The organism is Streptomyces roseoviridis, assembly GCF_039535235.1.
In the GTDB taxonomy this organism is placed as follows: domain Bacteria; phylum Actinomycetota; class Actinomycetes; order Streptomycetales; family Streptomycetaceae; genus Streptomyces; species Streptomyces roseoviridis.
Window position 1 is genome coordinate 6759894 of record NZ_BAAAWU010000001.1, and the last position, 15799, is coordinate 6775692.

Annotated in this window: 13 protein-coding genes; 7 read left to right on the top strand and 6 right to left on the bottom strand. The window is 74.7% G+C overall.

The window, feature by feature from the left end:
- Positions 1-72: 72 nt before the first annotated feature.
- A complete protein-coding gene (locus ABD954_RS30580) occupies positions 73-1437 on the bottom strand; it encodes a dipeptidase (protein WP_345490954.1) in 1365 nt (454 codons plus the stop codon).
- A 169-nt stretch (positions 1438-1606) separates the two neighbouring features.
- Here ABD954_RS30580 and ABD954_RS30585 point away from each other — a divergent pair, with 169 nt between their 5' ends.
- Entirely contained in the window at positions 1607-3028 is a 1422-nt protein-coding gene (locus ABD954_RS30585; RefSeq protein ID WP_345490955.1) for a geranylgeranyl reductase family protein, read from the top strand.
- Positions 3029-3190: 162 nt separating this feature from the next.
- Here the strand turns inward: ABD954_RS30585 and ABD954_RS30590 are convergent, their stop codons facing one another.
- A complete protein-coding gene (locus tag ABD954_RS30590; protein ID WP_345492568.1) occupies positions 3191-3616 on the bottom strand; it encodes a nitroreductase family deazaflavin-dependent oxidoreductase in 426 nt (141 codons plus the stop codon).
- 700 nt (positions 3617-4316) lie between these two features.
- On the opposite strand from ABD954_RS30590, the gene ABD954_RS30595 reads away from it, so the two are divergent.
- Positions 4317-5021 (top strand): TetR/AcrR family transcriptional regulator, encoded by a 705-nt coding sequence (locus tag ABD954_RS30595; protein ID WP_345490956.1) that lies wholly within the window; start codon positions 4317-4319, stop codon positions 5019-5021.
- Between the two features lie 448 nt (positions 5022-5469).
- Here ABD954_RS30595 and ABD954_RS30600 read toward each other — a convergent pair whose 3' ends face one another.
- Positions 5470-6213, bottom strand: a complete 744-nt coding sequence (locus ABD954_RS30600) for a maleylpyruvate isomerase family mycothiol-dependent enzyme (RefSeq protein WP_345492570.1) — start codon at positions 6211-6213, stop codon at positions 5470-5472.
- A gap of 77 nt (positions 6214-6290) precedes the next feature.
- Complete coding sequence (locus ABD954_RS30605) at positions 6291-7529, bottom strand: MFS transporter (protein ID WP_345490957.1); 1239 nt, start codon at positions 7527-7529, stop codon at positions 6291-6293.
- Positions 7530-7691: 162 nt separating this feature from the next.
- Here ABD954_RS30605 and ABD954_RS30610 point away from each other — a divergent pair, with 162 nt between their 5' ends.
- From ABD954_RS30610 to cpt, 3 genes are read left to right on the top strand one after another with little or no spacing between them, the layout of a single operon-like run.
- Positions 7692-8927, top strand: coding sequence for an ROK family protein (locus ABD954_RS30610; RefSeq protein ID WP_345490958.1), 1236 nt, complete (start codon positions 7692-7694; stop codon positions 8925-8927).
- 11 nt (positions 8928-8938) lie between these two features.
- Positions 8939-9748, top strand: a complete 810-nt coding sequence (locus tag ABD954_RS30615) for an SAM-dependent methyltransferase (RefSeq protein ID WP_345490959.1) — start codon at positions 8939-8941, stop codon at positions 9746-9748.
- Between the two features lie 42 nt (positions 9749-9790).
- Positions 9791-10333 carry a chloramphenicol phosphotransferase CPT gene (cpt, locus tag ABD954_RS30620; RefSeq protein WP_345490960.1) on the top strand — a complete coding sequence of 181 codons (543 nt, stop codon included), beginning with the start codon at positions 9791-9793 and terminating at the stop codon, positions 10331-10333.
- 92 nt (positions 10334-10425) lie between these two features.
- On the opposite strand, the gene ABD954_RS30625 is transcribed toward cpt, so the two are convergent.
- Positions 10426-11007, bottom strand: coding sequence for a DUF4865 family protein (locus tag ABD954_RS30625; RefSeq protein WP_345490961.1), 582 nt, complete (start codon positions 11005-11007; stop codon positions 10426-10428).
- A 16-nt stretch (positions 11008-11023) separates the two neighbouring features.
- A complete protein-coding gene (locus ABD954_RS30630; RefSeq protein WP_345490962.1) occupies positions 11024-11608 on the bottom strand; it encodes a TetR/AcrR family transcriptional regulator in 585 nt (194 codons plus the stop codon).
- A gap of 751 nt (positions 11609-12359) precedes the next feature.
- Between ABD954_RS30630 and ABD954_RS30635 the strand changes: the two genes are divergently transcribed.
- Entirely contained in the window at positions 12360-14297 is a 1938-nt protein-coding gene (locus tag ABD954_RS30635) for a S8 family peptidase (protein WP_345490963.1), read from the top strand.
- Complete coding sequence (locus ABD954_RS30640; RefSeq protein ID WP_345490964.1) at positions 14192-15736, top strand: hypothetical protein; 1545 nt, start codon at positions 14192-14194, stop codon at positions 15734-15736. The genes ABD954_RS30635 and ABD954_RS30640 overlap by 106 nt, the downstream gene beginning before the upstream one ends.
- The last annotated feature ends 63 nt before the right edge of the window (positions 15737-15799 follow it).

Consider the following 15799-nt stretch of genomic DNA (forward strand, 5'->3'; position numbering starts at 1 on the left):
CGTCCACGGCACCGCCCCCGGCCCCGGTCTACGCTCTGGGCGAGTTCCGCCCAGAGCGTGACCGCGATCCCATCAGGCCTTCGAGCGCGCGTAGTTCAGCAGGAAGTGCGCCTCCGCCACCGACAGCCGCTCCAGCTCCTGCGGCGACACCGACTCGTTCACCGCGTGGATCTGCGCGTCCGGCTCGCTCAGGCCGATCAGCAGGATCTCCGCCTCCGGGTAGAGCGTGGCCAGCGTGTTGCACAGCGGGATCGAGCCGCCCATGCCCGCCGTCTGCATCTCCTCACCCGGGTACGCGACCTTCATCGCCTCCGCCATCGACACGTACGCCGGGCTCGACGTGTCCGCCTGGAACGCCTGCCCCTGGCCCACCTGCTCCAGGCTGACCCGCGCGTTCCACGGCGTGTGCTTCTCGATGTGCGCGTACAGCAGCTCCGTGGCCTTCGCCGCGTCCTGGCCGGGCGGCACGCGAAGGCTGATCTGCGCGCGGGCCGTCGCCGGGATCGACGGCGTCGCCCCCGCCACCGGGTGGGCGTCGATGCCGATGACCGTCACGGCGGGCCGCGCCCAGACGCGGTCGGCGACCGTGCCGTTGCCCGGCAGCTCCACCCCGTCGAGCACCTTCGCGTCCCTGCGGAAGTCGGCCTCCGGGTACTGCAGGCCCTCCCACACCGCGTCCGCCGGCAGCCCGTCGATGACGGTCGAACCGTCCTCCGCCCGCAGCGAGTCCAGTACGCGGATCAGCGCCGCCAGCGCGTCCGGCGCAGCCCCGCCGAACTGACCCGAGTGCAGGTTGCCCTGCAGCGTGTCGATGGTGACCCGGATCATCGTCATGCCGCGCAGCGTCGCCGTCACGGTCGGCAGCCCGACCCGGAAGTTGCCCGCGTCGCCGATGACGATCGCGTCCGCCGCGAGAAGCTCGGGGTGCGCCTCCGCGTAACGCTCCAGACCGCCGGTGCCCTGCTCCTCCGAGCCCTCCACGATCATCTTGACCGTGACCGGCACCCCGCCGTTCGCCTTCAGGGCGCGCAGCGCGAGCAGGTGCATGATGAAGCCGCCCTTGCAGTCGGCCGCGCCGCGCCCGTACCAGCGGCCGTCCTCCCGCTCGGTCAGCTGGAACGGCGGCGTCACCCACGCCGTCTCGACCAGCATCGGCTGCACGTCGTAGTGCGCGTACAGCAGCACGGTCGGCGCGCCGGCCGGGCCGGGCAGCACGCCGTACACCGACTGCGAACCGTCCGGGGTGTCGAGCAGCGCCACGTCCTCGAAGCCCTCTGCGCGCAGCGCGTCCGCCACCCAGTTCGCCGCGGCCTCGCACTCGCTGCGCGGGGCGACGGCCTCGTCCGCGACCGACTGGAAGGCCACCAGCTCCGTCAGCTCCGCCTTGGCGCGGGGCATCAGGGATGCGACGGTCTCGGCGATCGGATTCGCGGTCATGGGCACGCTCCTGGTGGGTGCGACGTTGTCAGGACGACGCCGTGTTCGGTTGTACGGCGAACGCATGGCCGATCCTACGGCGCGGGGCGACTCGGCCGGGCCCCGCTACCGAGCCGTAGGATGCGTGCAGAGCAGGAACGACCGGTCGGATCAGGAGCAGAAGCACATCGTGAGCAGCGAGAACGCAGACGCCGGGGCGGCAGAGGCCGAAGGGACCGAAGGGTCCGCAGAGGCCGGATCGGGGGCGACGGGCCCGGACGGGAGCACCGTCTGGGACGTGGTCGTGGTGGGCGCCGGGCCCGCCGGCGCCTCCGCGGCGTACGCGGCGGCCGTCGCCGGACGCCGGGTCCTGCTCCTGGAGAAGGCCGAGCTGCCCCGCTACAAGACCTGCGGCGGAGGGATCATCGGCCCGTCGCGCGACGCGCTGCCGCCCGGCTTCGAACTGCCCCTGCAGGACCGGGTCCACGCCGTCACCTTCTCCCACCAGGGCCGCTTCGCGCGCACCCGCCGTTCCCGGCGCATGCTGTTCGGCCTCATCAACCGGCCCGAGTTCGACGCCCAGCTCGTCGACCACGCCCAGAAGGCGGGCGCCGAGCTGCGCACCGGAGTCACCGTCTCGCGGGTCGAGCAGCACGGACCGGCCGTGCCGGACCGCCGGACCGTCGCCGTCGTCCTCGCCGACGGCGAGACCGTGCTGGCCCGCGCCGTGGTCGGCGCCGACGGCAGCGCGAGCCGGATAGGCGCGCACGTCGGCGTCAAGCTCGGCCAGGTCGACCTCGGTCTGGAGGCGGAGATCCCGGTGCCGCCGTCGGTGGCCGAGGACTGGAAGGGCCGGGTCCTCATCGACTGGGGTCCGATGCCGGGCAGTTACGGCTGGGTGTTCCCCAAGGGCGACACGCTGACCGTCGGCGTCATCTCGGCGCGCGGCGAGGGAGCCGCCACCAAGCGCTATCTGGAGGACTTCATCGCCCGGCTCGGTCTCGCGGGCTTCGAACCGGCGATCTCGTCCGGTCATCTGACCCGTTGTCGCACCGACGACTCCCCGCTCTCCCGCGGCCGGGTTCTGGTCTGCGGCGACGCGGCGGGACTGCTGGAGCCGTGGACGCGCGAGGGCATCTCCTTCGCCCTGCGCTCCGGGCGGCTCGCGGGCGAATGGGCGGTCCGGATCGCCGAGGCCGGTGACGCGGTGGACGCGCGCCGCCAGGCGCTCAACTACGCCTTCGCCATCAAGGCCGGGCTCGGCGTGGAGATGGCCGTGGGCCGCCGGATGCTCGCCGTGTTCGAGCGGCGGCCCGGTCTCCTGCACGCGGCGATCACCGGACTCCGGCCCGCGTGGCGGGCGTTCACGGACATCACGCGCGGTGCGACGACCCTGGCCGGCCTGGTCCGCGGCAACGGCCTCGCCCACCGCGCCCTCGACCTGCTCGACCGCCGAATCGACACCTCGGCGGGCGTGGGACCGGTGGGGCGGGGCGTGCCGCCGCGCAAGGACGACGGTGCGGGCGCCGATGAGACCCCTGGTGCGACGACGACCACGGGCGGGAGCACCGGTGCCGATGCGGCCGGGCCGCAGGTGCCCGAGGCGTCCTGAGGTGTCTTTGAGGTGTCCTGAGGCGTCTTGAGGTGCCGCGAGGCGTGTGGACGCGCGTGACACGCGTTGAGGCGTGTCGAAGCGGCCGAGGTGTGTCGAGGCGTGTGGAATCGGGCAGAGGTGTGCCTTTCGGGGGCGGTGCGGGGGATCTCCGTACCGCCCTCAGGCGTCGGGGGCCGAGGTCGCGCTGATCCGGAAGACGGGGTGCCGGGGTGCGATGGCGCGCAGCTCCGCGTCGGTGGAGTCCGGTCCGACGCCCTGGAAGAAGACTCCGACCTCGGCCTTCCAGCGCTTGAGATAGGCGCGGAGCAGTACCGGCTTGTCGTCGTCCGCGACCTCCACGGCCGTGAACGGCTCCACATGCCTGCCGAGGTGCAGCTCACCGCCGCCCGCCGCCCGCATGTTGTGGGTCCACTGGACGTGGCCGCGCGGAGCGATCAGGTACTGGGCGCCGTCCACCGTGAGCACGTTGACGGGGGTGCGACGCCATTCGCCGCTCTTGCGGCCGCGTACGGCGAGGATCCGCGAGCCCCAGACGCTGATGCCCCTGCGGGTCACCCAGGCCACCGCGCGGTTGACGACGTTGATCGTGAACCAGCCGGGCTTGAGGACGTGGGAGGGGGCGGCGGGGGTGGTGGAGGCGGCGGCGGTGGAGGTGGTGGTGGCGGCGGTGGTGGTGGCGGCGGCGGTGGTGGCGGTGGGCGCGGTGCGGTCAGGGGAAGTGGGGGGGCGAGTGGGGCGACCAGGGTTTGTGGGGCTGGAGGAACTGGTGGGCTGCTGCGGGGTAGTGGCGGCGGACATCATGCCTCCAGAAGGAAGGGGAGCAGAGCGGAGCGCTGCTCCGAAGGGTGAGCACTGATCTCGCTCCGGATCAGTGTGCCCGTATCACCGCTCTCAGGCAAGAGCAGTGCTCACAAAGTGGAGCGATGTTCCGTGAGTGCGGCATCGGTGCTCCAGCGCGTGAGCGGTGCTCGCGGGCGCTTCCGAGGCGACGCTTCGGGCGGGATGGGGGCTCCCATCTGCGAGTGGTGCTCGTGATGGTGAGCGGTGCTCGCGGGCGGGCCGGCGGGGCTCCGGCAGGGCGGGAGCGGCGCTCACGGAGCGCGAGCGGTGCTTCCTGGCGTGAGTGGTGCTCTCGGTGCGGGCGGTGCTCGCGCGTCAGAGTGAGGTGCCCGAGGTGTCCCGGCGAGAGCAGTGCTCTCACGGCGAGGCGGGTGCCCGTCCCCCTTTAGTGGGAGCATCGCTCTCGTTTTAGTGCGCTGATCCTGGGCCTGGCACACTGCTCAGCATGACCAGCGTTCAAGGGGCCCGCGCCCGCGCCCGGATCGAGATCACCGCCGCCATCAAGGACGAGGCTCGCCGTCAGCTCGCCGCCGAGGGCGCCGCCAAACTCTCCCTGCGCGCCGTCGCCCGCGAACTGGGCATGGTCTCCTCCGCGCTCTACCGCTACTTCCCGAGCCGCGACGACCTCCTGACCGCGCTCATCATCGACGCCTACGACGCCGTCGGCGCCGCAGCCGAACGGGCCCACACCGACGCCGAGGCCACGGCCCCCGACGACCACCTCGCCCACTGGACCGCCGTCTGCCGCGCCGTCCGCGCCTGGGCCGTCGAGCACCCCCACGAGTACGCCCTCATCTACGGCTCCCCGGTCCCCGGCTACACCGCACCCCACGACACCGTCGCCCCCGCCTCTCGCGTCGGCCTCCTCCTCGTCTCCATCGCCCGCGCCGCCTACCGCGGCCGGGGTGTCGCCCTGCCGAAGCTCCCCGCCACGCTGCATCCCGAGGCCGAACGGCTCGCCGCCGACCTCGCCCCCGACCTCCCGCCGGCCCTCGCCGTCGCCCTCGTCTTCGCCTGGGCCCAGCTCTTCGGGCTGATCTCCTTCGAGGTCTTCGGCCAGTTCAACCGGATCGTCGAGGACCGCGACGCCTTCTTCACCACCGCCGCCGAACGCCTCGGCCGCGAGGCCGGTCTCATCCCGCGGCCCTGACTCCGGGGGCTGCCTCTGCCCTGACCCGGCCCTGCCCCTGACCCGGCTCGGACTCGGGGCGGACCCTGACTCCGGGCCGCCCTTGCCCCCGGCCGACCCCACCCGGGCCTGACCCCGCGGCCACCCCTGCCCTCGAATCGGCCCCGACCCGGCCCTGACCGCAAGCCCGTCCTGGCTCCTGGCGCCCGCCCGGCGGAGCCCCACCCGGCTGAGCCCCTGCCCCGCCCGCCCCGCTCCCCGCCGCCCGGCCCGGCCCGACCCGGCCCTGCCCCCCGCCGCCCCGGCCCTCGAATCGGCCCGACTCGGCCCTGACCGCAAGCCCGTCCTGGCTCCCGGCGCCCGCCCAGCGGAGCCCCGCCCGGGCCGAACCCCCGGTCCCGCACGCCCCGCTCCCCGTCCGCCCGGCCCGGCCCCGCCCGGCCGAGCCCCCGCCCGTGCGCGTCCGGTCCTACGACCAGGTGATCGCGGAGTTCTCCCGCCACAGCCGGGCCAGGGACGCGTCGCCGGTCACGGTCACGGCCTCCTGCGGCAGCCGGTTCCACAGCGTCAGATAGAGCAGGTCGGCCGGGCCGCTCAGCTCGCAGTCCGCCGGACCCTCGTCGTCCGTGCGGGTGCGGGGCGCCTCGGGTGAGAGGCGTACGGTCCACACGTCACCGGTGTTGGTGGCGCGCACGCGCAGCGTGCGCGGCTCGGGCGTGCGGACCCGGCTGCGGTCGCGGCCGTGCATGGCGCGCAGCAGTTCGTTGATGCCGTCGGCGGCGAGCCGCGGGTCCACCGGGCCCGGTCCGGCGGCCAGCGCCGACTCGGCGTCGGCCCGGTGGACGGTCGTCTCGTGCGCCTGGCGCCGCGCCCAGAACGCGAGCGGCGACGGCGCCGGCAGGAAGGTCCAGCACTCCAGGTCCGCGGGCGCCTCCCGCAAGGCGGAGACCAGACGGGCGTGCCCGTCGCGTACGTACGACAGGAGCGCGTCGCCGTCGAGGTCGGGCTCGCCGCCGTCGGGGTGGTAGGAGGTGTGCCCCTCGGCGACGAAGGCGGTGGCCCAGCGGTGGACCATCGTGGTGTGCCGCAGCAGGTCGCGGACCCGCCAGCCCGGGCAGGTGGGGACCTCGGCGTCGGGCCCGGCCGTCGCCGCGGCGTCCAGGAGTGCCTTGCCGGCGGTGTCGAGCGCGTCGATGTGGGCGTCGGTTCTCAGGGTGTCCATGACCCGGATTATCGTGCCCCGACGCCGACTTGGGGCCACGGGGTGACCGACCGGGTCTCGGCCCGCACTCACCCCCGGGCGTTACGGGCGGTGTAGCCCATGACGGCGGCGCCGGCGGCGAGGACGGCGACGGTCGTGAGGGCCACCGGCAGCGAGAACCAGTCGGCGAGGAAGCCGATGGACGGCGGCCCGAGCAGCATGCCGCCGTAGCCGAGGGTGGAGGCGGTCGCGACACCGCCCGGTCCGGCGAGGGCGCCCGCGCGGGCGACGGCGACCGGGAAGATATTGGCGAGGCCGAGGCCGGTTACGGCGAAACCGAGCAGGGCGGCCCAGACGGTCGGGGCGAGGGCCCCGAGCAGCATTCCGGCGGCGGCGGTGAGGCCGCCCGCGACCAGGGTGCGGGTCTGGCCGAGCCGTTCGAGCAGGGCGGTGCCCGAGAGCCGTCCCGCGGTCATGGTCAGGGCGAACAGCGAGTATCCGGCGGCCGCCACGCCGGGGTGGGCGTGCAGGTCCTGTGCGAGGTGCAGGGCGCCCCAGTCGGCCAGCGCGCCTTCCCCGTACGCCGTGCAGAGTGCGATCACGCCGAAGAGGAGCACCGTACGGCGTGAGCCGGCGGACGGCGCGGCGGCGGGGTCCGCCGGGCCGGCCGCCGGGCCGGCCGTTTTCGCGGGGAGCGACTCGGGCGGGGCGGGGGAGGGGTGGCGCAGGAGCACGGGTCCGGCGACCGCCGTCAGGAGGAGTCCGGCCGCGGTGAGGCCGAGCAGGTGCGCCGTGGGCGACAGGCTTCCGGCCACCAGGCCGCCGAGTCCGGCGCCGAGCATGCCGCCGAGGCTGAAGGCCGCGTGGAAGCTCGGCATCACGGGTCGGCGCAGGGCGGTGACGAGGTCGACGGCGGCGCTGTTCATCGCCACGTTGATGCCGCCGTAGGCGGCGCCGAAGACCAGCAGGACGAGCCCCAGGGTGAGCGGGGAGCGGGTGAGCGGCGGCAGGGCCAGGGAGAGGGAGAGCAGGACGGCCGTGGCGACGGTGACGGGGTGGCTGCCGTAGTGGCGGCAGAGGCGGCCGGTGAGCGTCATGGTGACGACGGCGCCGGCGGAGACACCGAGCAGGGCGAGTCCGAGGTCGCCGGCGGTGGCGCCCGTCTGCTGCTTGATGGCGGGGATGCGGACCACCCAGCCGGCGAAGAGGAAGCCGTCGAGCGCGAAGAACAGGGTCAGGGCGAGGCGGAGGCGGGACAGGGGAAGGGACGCGGTGTCTCCGCGGGATTCCCCCGATGCGGCCGTCCGTACTTTGTTTAGTAGCGGCACAAACTCAGGATAGGGGTCTCCGCCGGGCGGTTTCAACCCGTCGTCGGCCCGTACGACCGCGGGCGGCCCGCGTGCCGCCCCGATCCGGACGACGGGGGCCGGAACCGGCCGAAGCGGTACGCGGGCGACCCGGGACCGGGCGATCATGGGAGACTCGGCCCCATGAACGGCAAGGCGACGACGGCGACGCGGACACGGCTGGACAGGGGGCGCAGCGCTCTCGGCCCCGCGCTGGAACTGGTGCACACGGGCAGGGCGCCCACCCGCGCGGTGCTCACCGCCGAGCTCGGCGTGACCCGTGCCACCGCCGGAGCCGTCGCCGCCGAACTGGAGGCCCTCGGCCTCATCCGCGTCGACTCCAACCCCGGTGCCGCGGCCGGTTCCCAGGGCCGGCCCTCGCACCGACTCGCGGTCGCCGAGAAGGGCCCCGTCGCGCTCGCCGCCCAGGTCCACGCCGACGGCTTCCGCGCCGCCCTCGTGGGCCTCGGCGGCACCATCGAGGCCACCGCCCCCGGCTGCGTCACCGTTTCCGCCGACCCCGCGCAGGTCCTCGGCGCCGTCGTCGAGGCCGGCGCCGCGCTCCTGCGCGCCAGCGGACGCCGTTGCGTCGGCGCCGGGCTCGCCGCGCCCTCCGCCGTCGCCGAGCCCGAGGGCACCGCCCTCAACCCGCTCCACCTCGCCTGGCCCGCCGGCGCGCCGGTGCGCGAGATCTTCGCCGAACAGGTCCGTGCCGCCGGTATCGAGGGCCCCGCCTTCACCGGCAACGACGTCAACCTCGCCGCCCTCGCGGAGCACCGGCACGGCGCCGGACGCGGCGCGAAGGACCTGCTCTGCGTCGCCACCGGCCACCGCGGCGTCGGCGGCGCGCTCGTCCTGGACGGCCGTCTGCACACCGGCAGTTCGGGCCTGGCCCTGGAGGTGGGGCACCTCACCGTCAACCCCGAGGGCCGCCCCTGCCACTGCGGCTCGCGCGGCTGCCTCGACGTCGAGACCGACCCGCTCGCCTTCCTCACCGTCGCAGGTCGCGCGCCCGGCCCCGAGGTCTCCCTCCTCCAGCAGGCCCGTGACCTGCTGCGCGACCATCCCGACGACCCGGGGGTGCGGGCCGCGACCGAGGAGTTGATCGACCGGCTCGGCCTCGGTCTGGCCGGCCTCGTGAACATCCTCAACCCGGACCGGATCATCCTGGGCGGCCTGCACCGCGAGCTCCTGGGCGCCGACCCCGACCGGCTGCGGGCCGTGGTCGCCGACCGCAGCCTGTGGGGCCGCAGCGGCGGTGTGCCGATCCTGCCCTGCACCCTCGACCACAACAGCCTGGTCGGCGCCGCCGAGCTCGCCTGGCAGCCGGTCCTGGACGACCCCCTCAAAGCGCTGGGCGGCACGGCCGACGCCGAGTAGGGTCCGGTCACATGATCGATCCGAGCACCGTCCCCGCCTCCGGCGCGGCCACCGCCGCCGAGGCCGCCACCCCGCCGCCGCGCCTCGGCGCCGGACTCACCTTCCACGGCCCGCTGTCCGAGGCCCGGGCCGGCCGGTTCGTCGCCCGCCTCGCCGCCGCCTCTCCCGGCACGTTCCTCGACATCGGCTGCGGCTGGGGCGAACTGCTGCTTCGTCTCCTGGCCGCCGTCCCCGGCGCCCGGGGCGTCGGCATCGACATCAACGGTGACGACCTCGCCCTCGGCCGCCGCCTGGCCGCCGCACGGGGCCTGGCCGAACGCGTCGAGTACGCCGAGGAGTCCGCGCTCGCCACGACCCACGGACCTGCCGACACCGTCCTGTGCCTCGGCTCGGGCCAGGCGCTGTGCGACCCGGAGGGCCCCTACGATCCGGCCGTCGTGCTGCGCGAACTGCGCCGCCTGGTACGGCCCGGCGGCCGTGTCCTGCTCGGCGAGGGCTTCTGGCAGCGCACCCCCACCAACGAGGAGCTCGCCCGGATGTGGCCCGGCGCCCACACCGGCGACCACCTTCCGCTGGACGCCCTCGTGGACCTCGCGATCGAGGCCGGGTTCCGGCCCGCCTGGACGGAGACGGCGAGTCAGGAGGAGTGGGAGGAGTTCGAGTCCGGCTACCGCCACGCCACCGAGGTCTGGCTCGCCGCCCACCCGGACCATCCGCTCGCCGCCGAGACCCGCGCCCGCGTCGACCGTCAGCGCGCGGCCTGGCTGGGCTACCGCCAGGTCCTCGGCATCGCCTACCTCACCTTGGTGCCGGTCGGCTGAAAAGCGGTTGATGAGCCCCCGCCGGCCGCCTACGGTGACGCGATGACCACCAAGATGATCATCCTCAACGGCGGTTCCAGCGCGGGCAAGTCGGGGATCGTACGGTGTCTGCAAGCCGTGCTCCCCGACCCCTGGCTGGCCTTCGGCTGCGACTCGTTCGTGGACGCGCTGCCCGCCGCCATGCGCGCCTCGGAGGAGGGGATCGTGTTCGAGGAGGACGGCGGGGTGAGCGTGGGTGAGGACTTCCGGACGCTGGAGGCCGCCTGGACGGAGGGCATCGTGACGATGGCCCGGGCCGGCGCCCGGATCGTCGTCGACGACGTCTTCCTCGGCGGTGCCGCCTCGCAGCAGCGGTGGCGCAAGGCCCTCGGCGACCTTGACGCGGACGTGCTGTGGGTCGGCGTCCGGTGTGACAGCGCGGTCGCCTCCGGACGGGAGATCGCCCGTGGCGACCGCACTCCCGGCATGGCCGCCCAGCAGGCGGACCTCGTCCACCAGGGCGTCGTCTACGACCTGGAGGTCGACACCACCCGTACCGAATCGCTGGAGTGCGCCCGCCTCATCGCCGCCCGCGTCGTCCGCTGAACCGGCTCACCACAGTCCCCCCGCCCTCCCGGCCGTCCGCTGTCCCGGCTCCGCGACAGTCCCCCCGCCCTCCCGGCCGTCCGCTGTCCGGCTCACCACAGCCGCCCCGCTCCCAGCCGTCCGCGTCCCGGCGCCGACAGGTGCAGGACCTGGAAGTGCTCGCCCTCGTCCGGCGCTTCCGGAGCCGCCCACAGGGTGAACGACAGCAGCTCCCAGTGGCGCGGGTCGACGGCGAGGGCGCTCGCCACGACTCCGTCCGCCGTCGCCCGGCGGGAGTGGCGGTCCAGCGCCTCCGCGACCGCGTCGCCCGGCTCGGCCCCTTCGGGCAGCGGCCACCGGCGACGGGTCGCCGCCCGGGGTACCGAGGAGGCCGCCGGGCCCTCGTCGTACGCGAGCGCCGTCCAGTGCTGTACGACGGGCCGGCCGAAATCGCGGACGACGCCCTGGAATCCGGGACCCCACAGGAACGCGTTCATGCCCGCCGGGTCGGCCCACAGATAGAACGGCGCGTACTGGTTGACCGGCGAGCCGTCCCCCCGTTCCCGCACCAGATACGCCTTGAGGCCGAGTCCCGGGAAGTCGTCGAGGAGATGGCCGCGGGCCGCCACCCGCGCGCGGATGATCCCCATGTCGTAGTCGGCGGGCAGGGTGATCTCGTACTGCATGGCGTGCACGGCCGGGCTCCTCGGGTCAGGGGGTGCGCGGGGACAGAAGGGCGAGCAGGCCGCGGACGGCGGTGTCGAAGGCGGCGGGGGAGCCCGAGGCACGGGCGAGGACATAGCCGCCCTGGACGGTCGCGACGACGGTGGAGGCGATCTCCTCCGGGCGCATCGGGCCGCTGAACTCCCCGTTGTCCAGGCCCTCCTGGACGATCCCGGTGAGCCGGCCGCGCAGCCAGTCCAGCGTCTCGTCCACCGGTGCGCGCAGCTCGTCGTCCGCGATGACCTCGGGGTCCATCGTGAGCCGCCCCACCGGACAGCCGCGCAGCACGTCGCGCTCGCGCAGCAGATACGCCTCGATCCGCGCGTACGCCGGCCCCTGCGCGCCGAGCACTCGCTCCGCGGCGGCCCGCATCTCCTCGGCGGTCCGCCGGATCGCGGCGAGGGCGAGGTCCGGCTTGCCGGTGAAGTGGTGGTACATGCTGCCCTGCCCGGCCCCGGCCGCCTGCTGGATCGCCTTGGGGCTGGTGCCGACGTAGCCCCGTTCCCACAGCAGGGAGCGGGTGGCCTCGATCAGTCGCTCGGACGCGTTGGCGCTCATGCACCCACTGTACATACCAGTAGGTACAGAAGGGGAGCGGTTTCGGCGTGCCGTTGGTCGTCCGGCCGTGGTGGGTGAGGTGCCGGGGCGGCCGGCCGGCTCCGTGGCGGGCGGCGATCCCGGGGAGCCGCCCGTCACGTGCGGCTTTGCCCGGTTGGCGTCCTGCCGCGGCGGCCCGAGGGGGCCGGCCCTAGGGGTGTCCGGAAAGCAGGCCGGAAAGCAGGCCGGAAAGCAGGCCGGAAAGCAGCGCCGTCTGTTCGCGGGGCGGGCCCGCGGCGCCGGTGTCTGGAGTCTCCTCGGGCCCGCAGGGATCTCGACGTGCCTGGGGAGCGCTTCCGGGCCCGGCGGCGGACATGCTCGCGGCCGGACCGCGGGGACGTCGACGGCTCGGACAGGACCGGGCTCCCGCGGCCCGCCCGCGGCCCGAATACGGCCAATCGGAGAGGGAGGTTCCGCCCGCGTCGGCGCCGCAACCGGAAAACGCCCCCGCACCTGGGACGACGACGCTCCGTCCGGCGCCGCTGTCGCACAGGCATCGCACGGGTGTCACACGCTCGTCACACACCCGTCGTGGCCCCATCGAACTCACACCCTCCGGCGTGGCCGGAAACCATGTGCTCCAACGCCCCGCGCCTCCACCGTCGTTGATCACCACGCCGGTGACCTCCGATACTGCGCTGACCGACCGCGGGCGCCGTTCGCGCCGCTGGCCGGATTCGACCACTCGACCTCATCCCAAGCTCCTGGGGGAGACTTGCGCGCACCCGTGCAGAAAGCACGCGCCTTCACGATCGCGGCGGCCACCTCGGTGGCCCTCGTGGCGGGCATGACGGGCCCGGCCATCGCGACCACCCCGACCACCCCGCGCACCTCGGACGCCTCGGCTCCGCACCCGGCCCGGATCGGCGGTGACCAGCGGATCCCGCTCGTCACCGGCGACCGGGTGGTGGTGGACGCCGAGGGCCGGATGGTGCGGTTCGAGGCCGCTCCCGGCCGCGAGCGCATACCCGTCGAGGTGCGGCGCACCGGCGACCGCACCCTCGTGGTGCCCGCCGACGCGCGGCCCCTCGTCGCGGACGGCCGGCTCGACCAGCGGCTCTTCGACCTCTCCGTGCTCACCGAACCCCGGCTGCGGGCGAGCCACCGCTCCGGGCTGAAACTGATCGTCCGGTACGACGGGAACGCCGCCTCCGCGCGGGCGTCGCTCCGCGCTGCCGGGGACACCGAGGTGCGCCGCACCTTCCCGACGCTCGGCGCCGACGCCCTGCTCGCCTCCCAGGACGACCTGGCCCGGGTGTGGGAGGCGCTGACCGACCGGCGGGCAAGCGGCGTCCGGGCCGCCGCCGCCGGCATCGGCACGGTCTGGCTGGACGGGGTGCGGGGCGCGAGCCTCGACCGCAGCGTCCGGCAGATCGGCGCCGACCGGGCCTGGGAGTCCGGCTTCGACGGCACCGGCGTGCGGATCGCGGTCCTCGACACCGGTGTCGACAAGACCCACGAGGACCTGCGTACCCGGGTCGTCGGCGAGAAGAACTTCTCCGCCTCCCCCGACGCGGTGGACCGCGTCGGCCACGGCACCCACGTCGCCTCGATCGCCGCCGGCACCGGCGCGCGGTCGGGCGGCCGGTTCAAGGGCGTGGCGCCGGGCGCCGAGGTGATCAGTGGGAAGGTCCTCGACGACGAGGGGTACGGCGACGACTCCGCCGTCCTCGCGGGCATGGAGTGGGCCGCCGCCGAGGGCGCCGACGTGGTCAACCTGAGCCTCGGCAGCCCGGACAGACCCGGCGTCGACCCGCTGGAGGCCGCGATCGACCGGCTCTCCGCCGAGAAGGGCATCCTCTTCGCCGTCGCCGCCGGCAACGACGGCGAGGCCGGCGCCTCGACGGTCGGCTCGCCCGGCAGCGCGGACGCCGCGCTGACCGTCGGCGCCGTCGACCACGACGACCGGCTCGCCCCCTTCTCCGGCACCGGCCCGCGCCTCGGCGACGGCGCCGTCAAGCCCGACGTGACCGCGCCCGGCGTCGCCATCACCGCCGCCGCCGCGCCCGGCAGCGCGATCGACACCCGCCCCGGCACCCCGCACCCGGCGCCGGGCTACCTCCAGATCGACGGCACCTCGATGGCGACCCCGCACGTGGCGGGCGCGGCCGCGCTCCTGAAGCAGCGGAACCCCGGCTGGTCGGCCGCCGAACTCAAGGGCGCCCTCACCGGATCCGCCGAGGGCGGCGCCGGCCTCACCGCCTTCCAGCAGGGCACCGGCCGCGTCCAGGTGGACCGGGCGCTGGCCGGGACCGTGATCCCGGGGCCGGTGTCGCTGAACTTCGGCACGGCCCGGTGGCCGCACGCCGACGACGAGCCGGTCACCCGGAAGGTCGGCTACCGCAACCTCGGGACGACCGACGTCACCCTCGACCTGTCGGTCTCCGGCCTGGACCCCGCGGGCAAGCCCGCCCCGAGGGCTTCTTCACGCTCGGCGCCTCCCGGGTCACCGTGCCGGCCGGCGGCACGGCGGAGGTCGAGCTCACCGCCGACACCCGCGTGGGCGGGACCGACGGCACCTTCACCGGGTACGTCACCGCCACCGGTGCGGGCCTGTCGGTGCGTACGGCCGCGGTCGCCGTGCGGGAGGCGGAGTCGTACGACCTCACCGTCCGCACGCTGGGCCGTGACGGCGCCGACGCCCGGGACTTCGCCAACACCCTGACCGGCGTCGCCGGACCGGCGGCCGGCTTCCAGACCCGGATCGACAACGAGCCGGGCAGCCACACGCTGCGCGTGCCCAAGGGGTCGTACACCCTCAACACGGCCGTCTACGAGGACCCCTCGGACTACACCAAGGGCACCGACTGGATCGCGCAGCCGAGGCTCGACGTCGTCGGTGACACCACGGTCACGGTCGACGCGCGCACGACCAAGCCCGTGAACCTGACCGTGCCGGGGATCGACCGGGCGGATTACGCGGGCACCTACTACGAGCGGGACACCGAGATCGGGCGGGTCGGCAACGGCTGGGTGCTGCGCGGCTTCGCCGGCTTCCGGACCGCCCACCAGGGTCCGGCCGTCACCGACGGCTCGCTGCTCCAGACCTGGGACGCGCACTTCCTCAAGGACGCCACCAGCCAGTACGCGGTGGCCTTCGGCGGGAAGGCGGAGACGGTCGCGACCGGTTACACCCGGCACGTGAAGGCGGAGGAGTTCGCCACCCTGAAGGTGGAGCTCGGCGCCTCCGCGCCCGGCAAGTCCGCGCTCGCCTCCCCGTACGCCCACCTGCCGGGGGCGCCCGAAGGCAACGGCTTCTCCGCCCCGCAGCCGGCGCCCGGCACCCGCACCTTCCACGTCTCCACGGCGGACGGCGTTCGCTGGCTGACCCGGTTCAACCAGCTGGGCGCGCCCGACGAGTGGGGCTACCCGGCCCTGGAGGGCAGCTACGAGACGGCCGCGCCGAAGCGGTACGAGGCGGGGCGGACGTACGGCGAGCGGTTCAACTCCGGCGTCTTCGGCCCGCTCCTGGGCGAGGGCATGGGAGTCTTCCGTACGGCGCCCGACCCGGTGACCGGCGAGCAGCGGCTCGTCGGCGCGGTGCCCCTGTGGGCCGACGGCCGGGGCCACGTGGGCTCCACCCGGTACTCCTCGGCCACGACGACGCTGTACCGCGACGGCCAGAAGGTCGCGTCGAACGAGGACCCGCTGAGCGGCTCGGAGCCCTTCGTGGTCCACGGCGCCGACGCCGCGTACCGCCTCGTCACCTCGGCGGAGCGGCCGGCGGAGGTCGCCGGGGCGTCCACCCGGATCGAGACCTCGTTCGCGTTCCGGTCGCAGCAGGTCGCGGCGACCACGGCGCTGCCGGTGTCCACGGTCCGCTTCGCGGCGCCGGTGGACCTCGAGACGCGGGCCCCGGAGCGGACGTGGGCCTCGGTCCCGGTGACCGTGCAGGGCTCGGCGGCCGGACAGAACCTCAAGTCGCTGGCAGTGAAGGTCAGTTACGACGACGCGAAGACGTGGCAGGCGGTGCCGGTGCTCGGCGGCCGGATCGTCGTGAAGAACCCGGCGAAGGGCGCGGGGATCTCGCTCGCCGCCGAGGTCACGGACCGGCAGGGCAACACCTCCACGCTGTCCATCCGCAACGCGTGGATCGGCGGGTGACCACGGCCCGTTGAGGGTCGGCCCCGTCGAGTCGGCGTCACCGCCCGGGGCGGTGACGCCGAC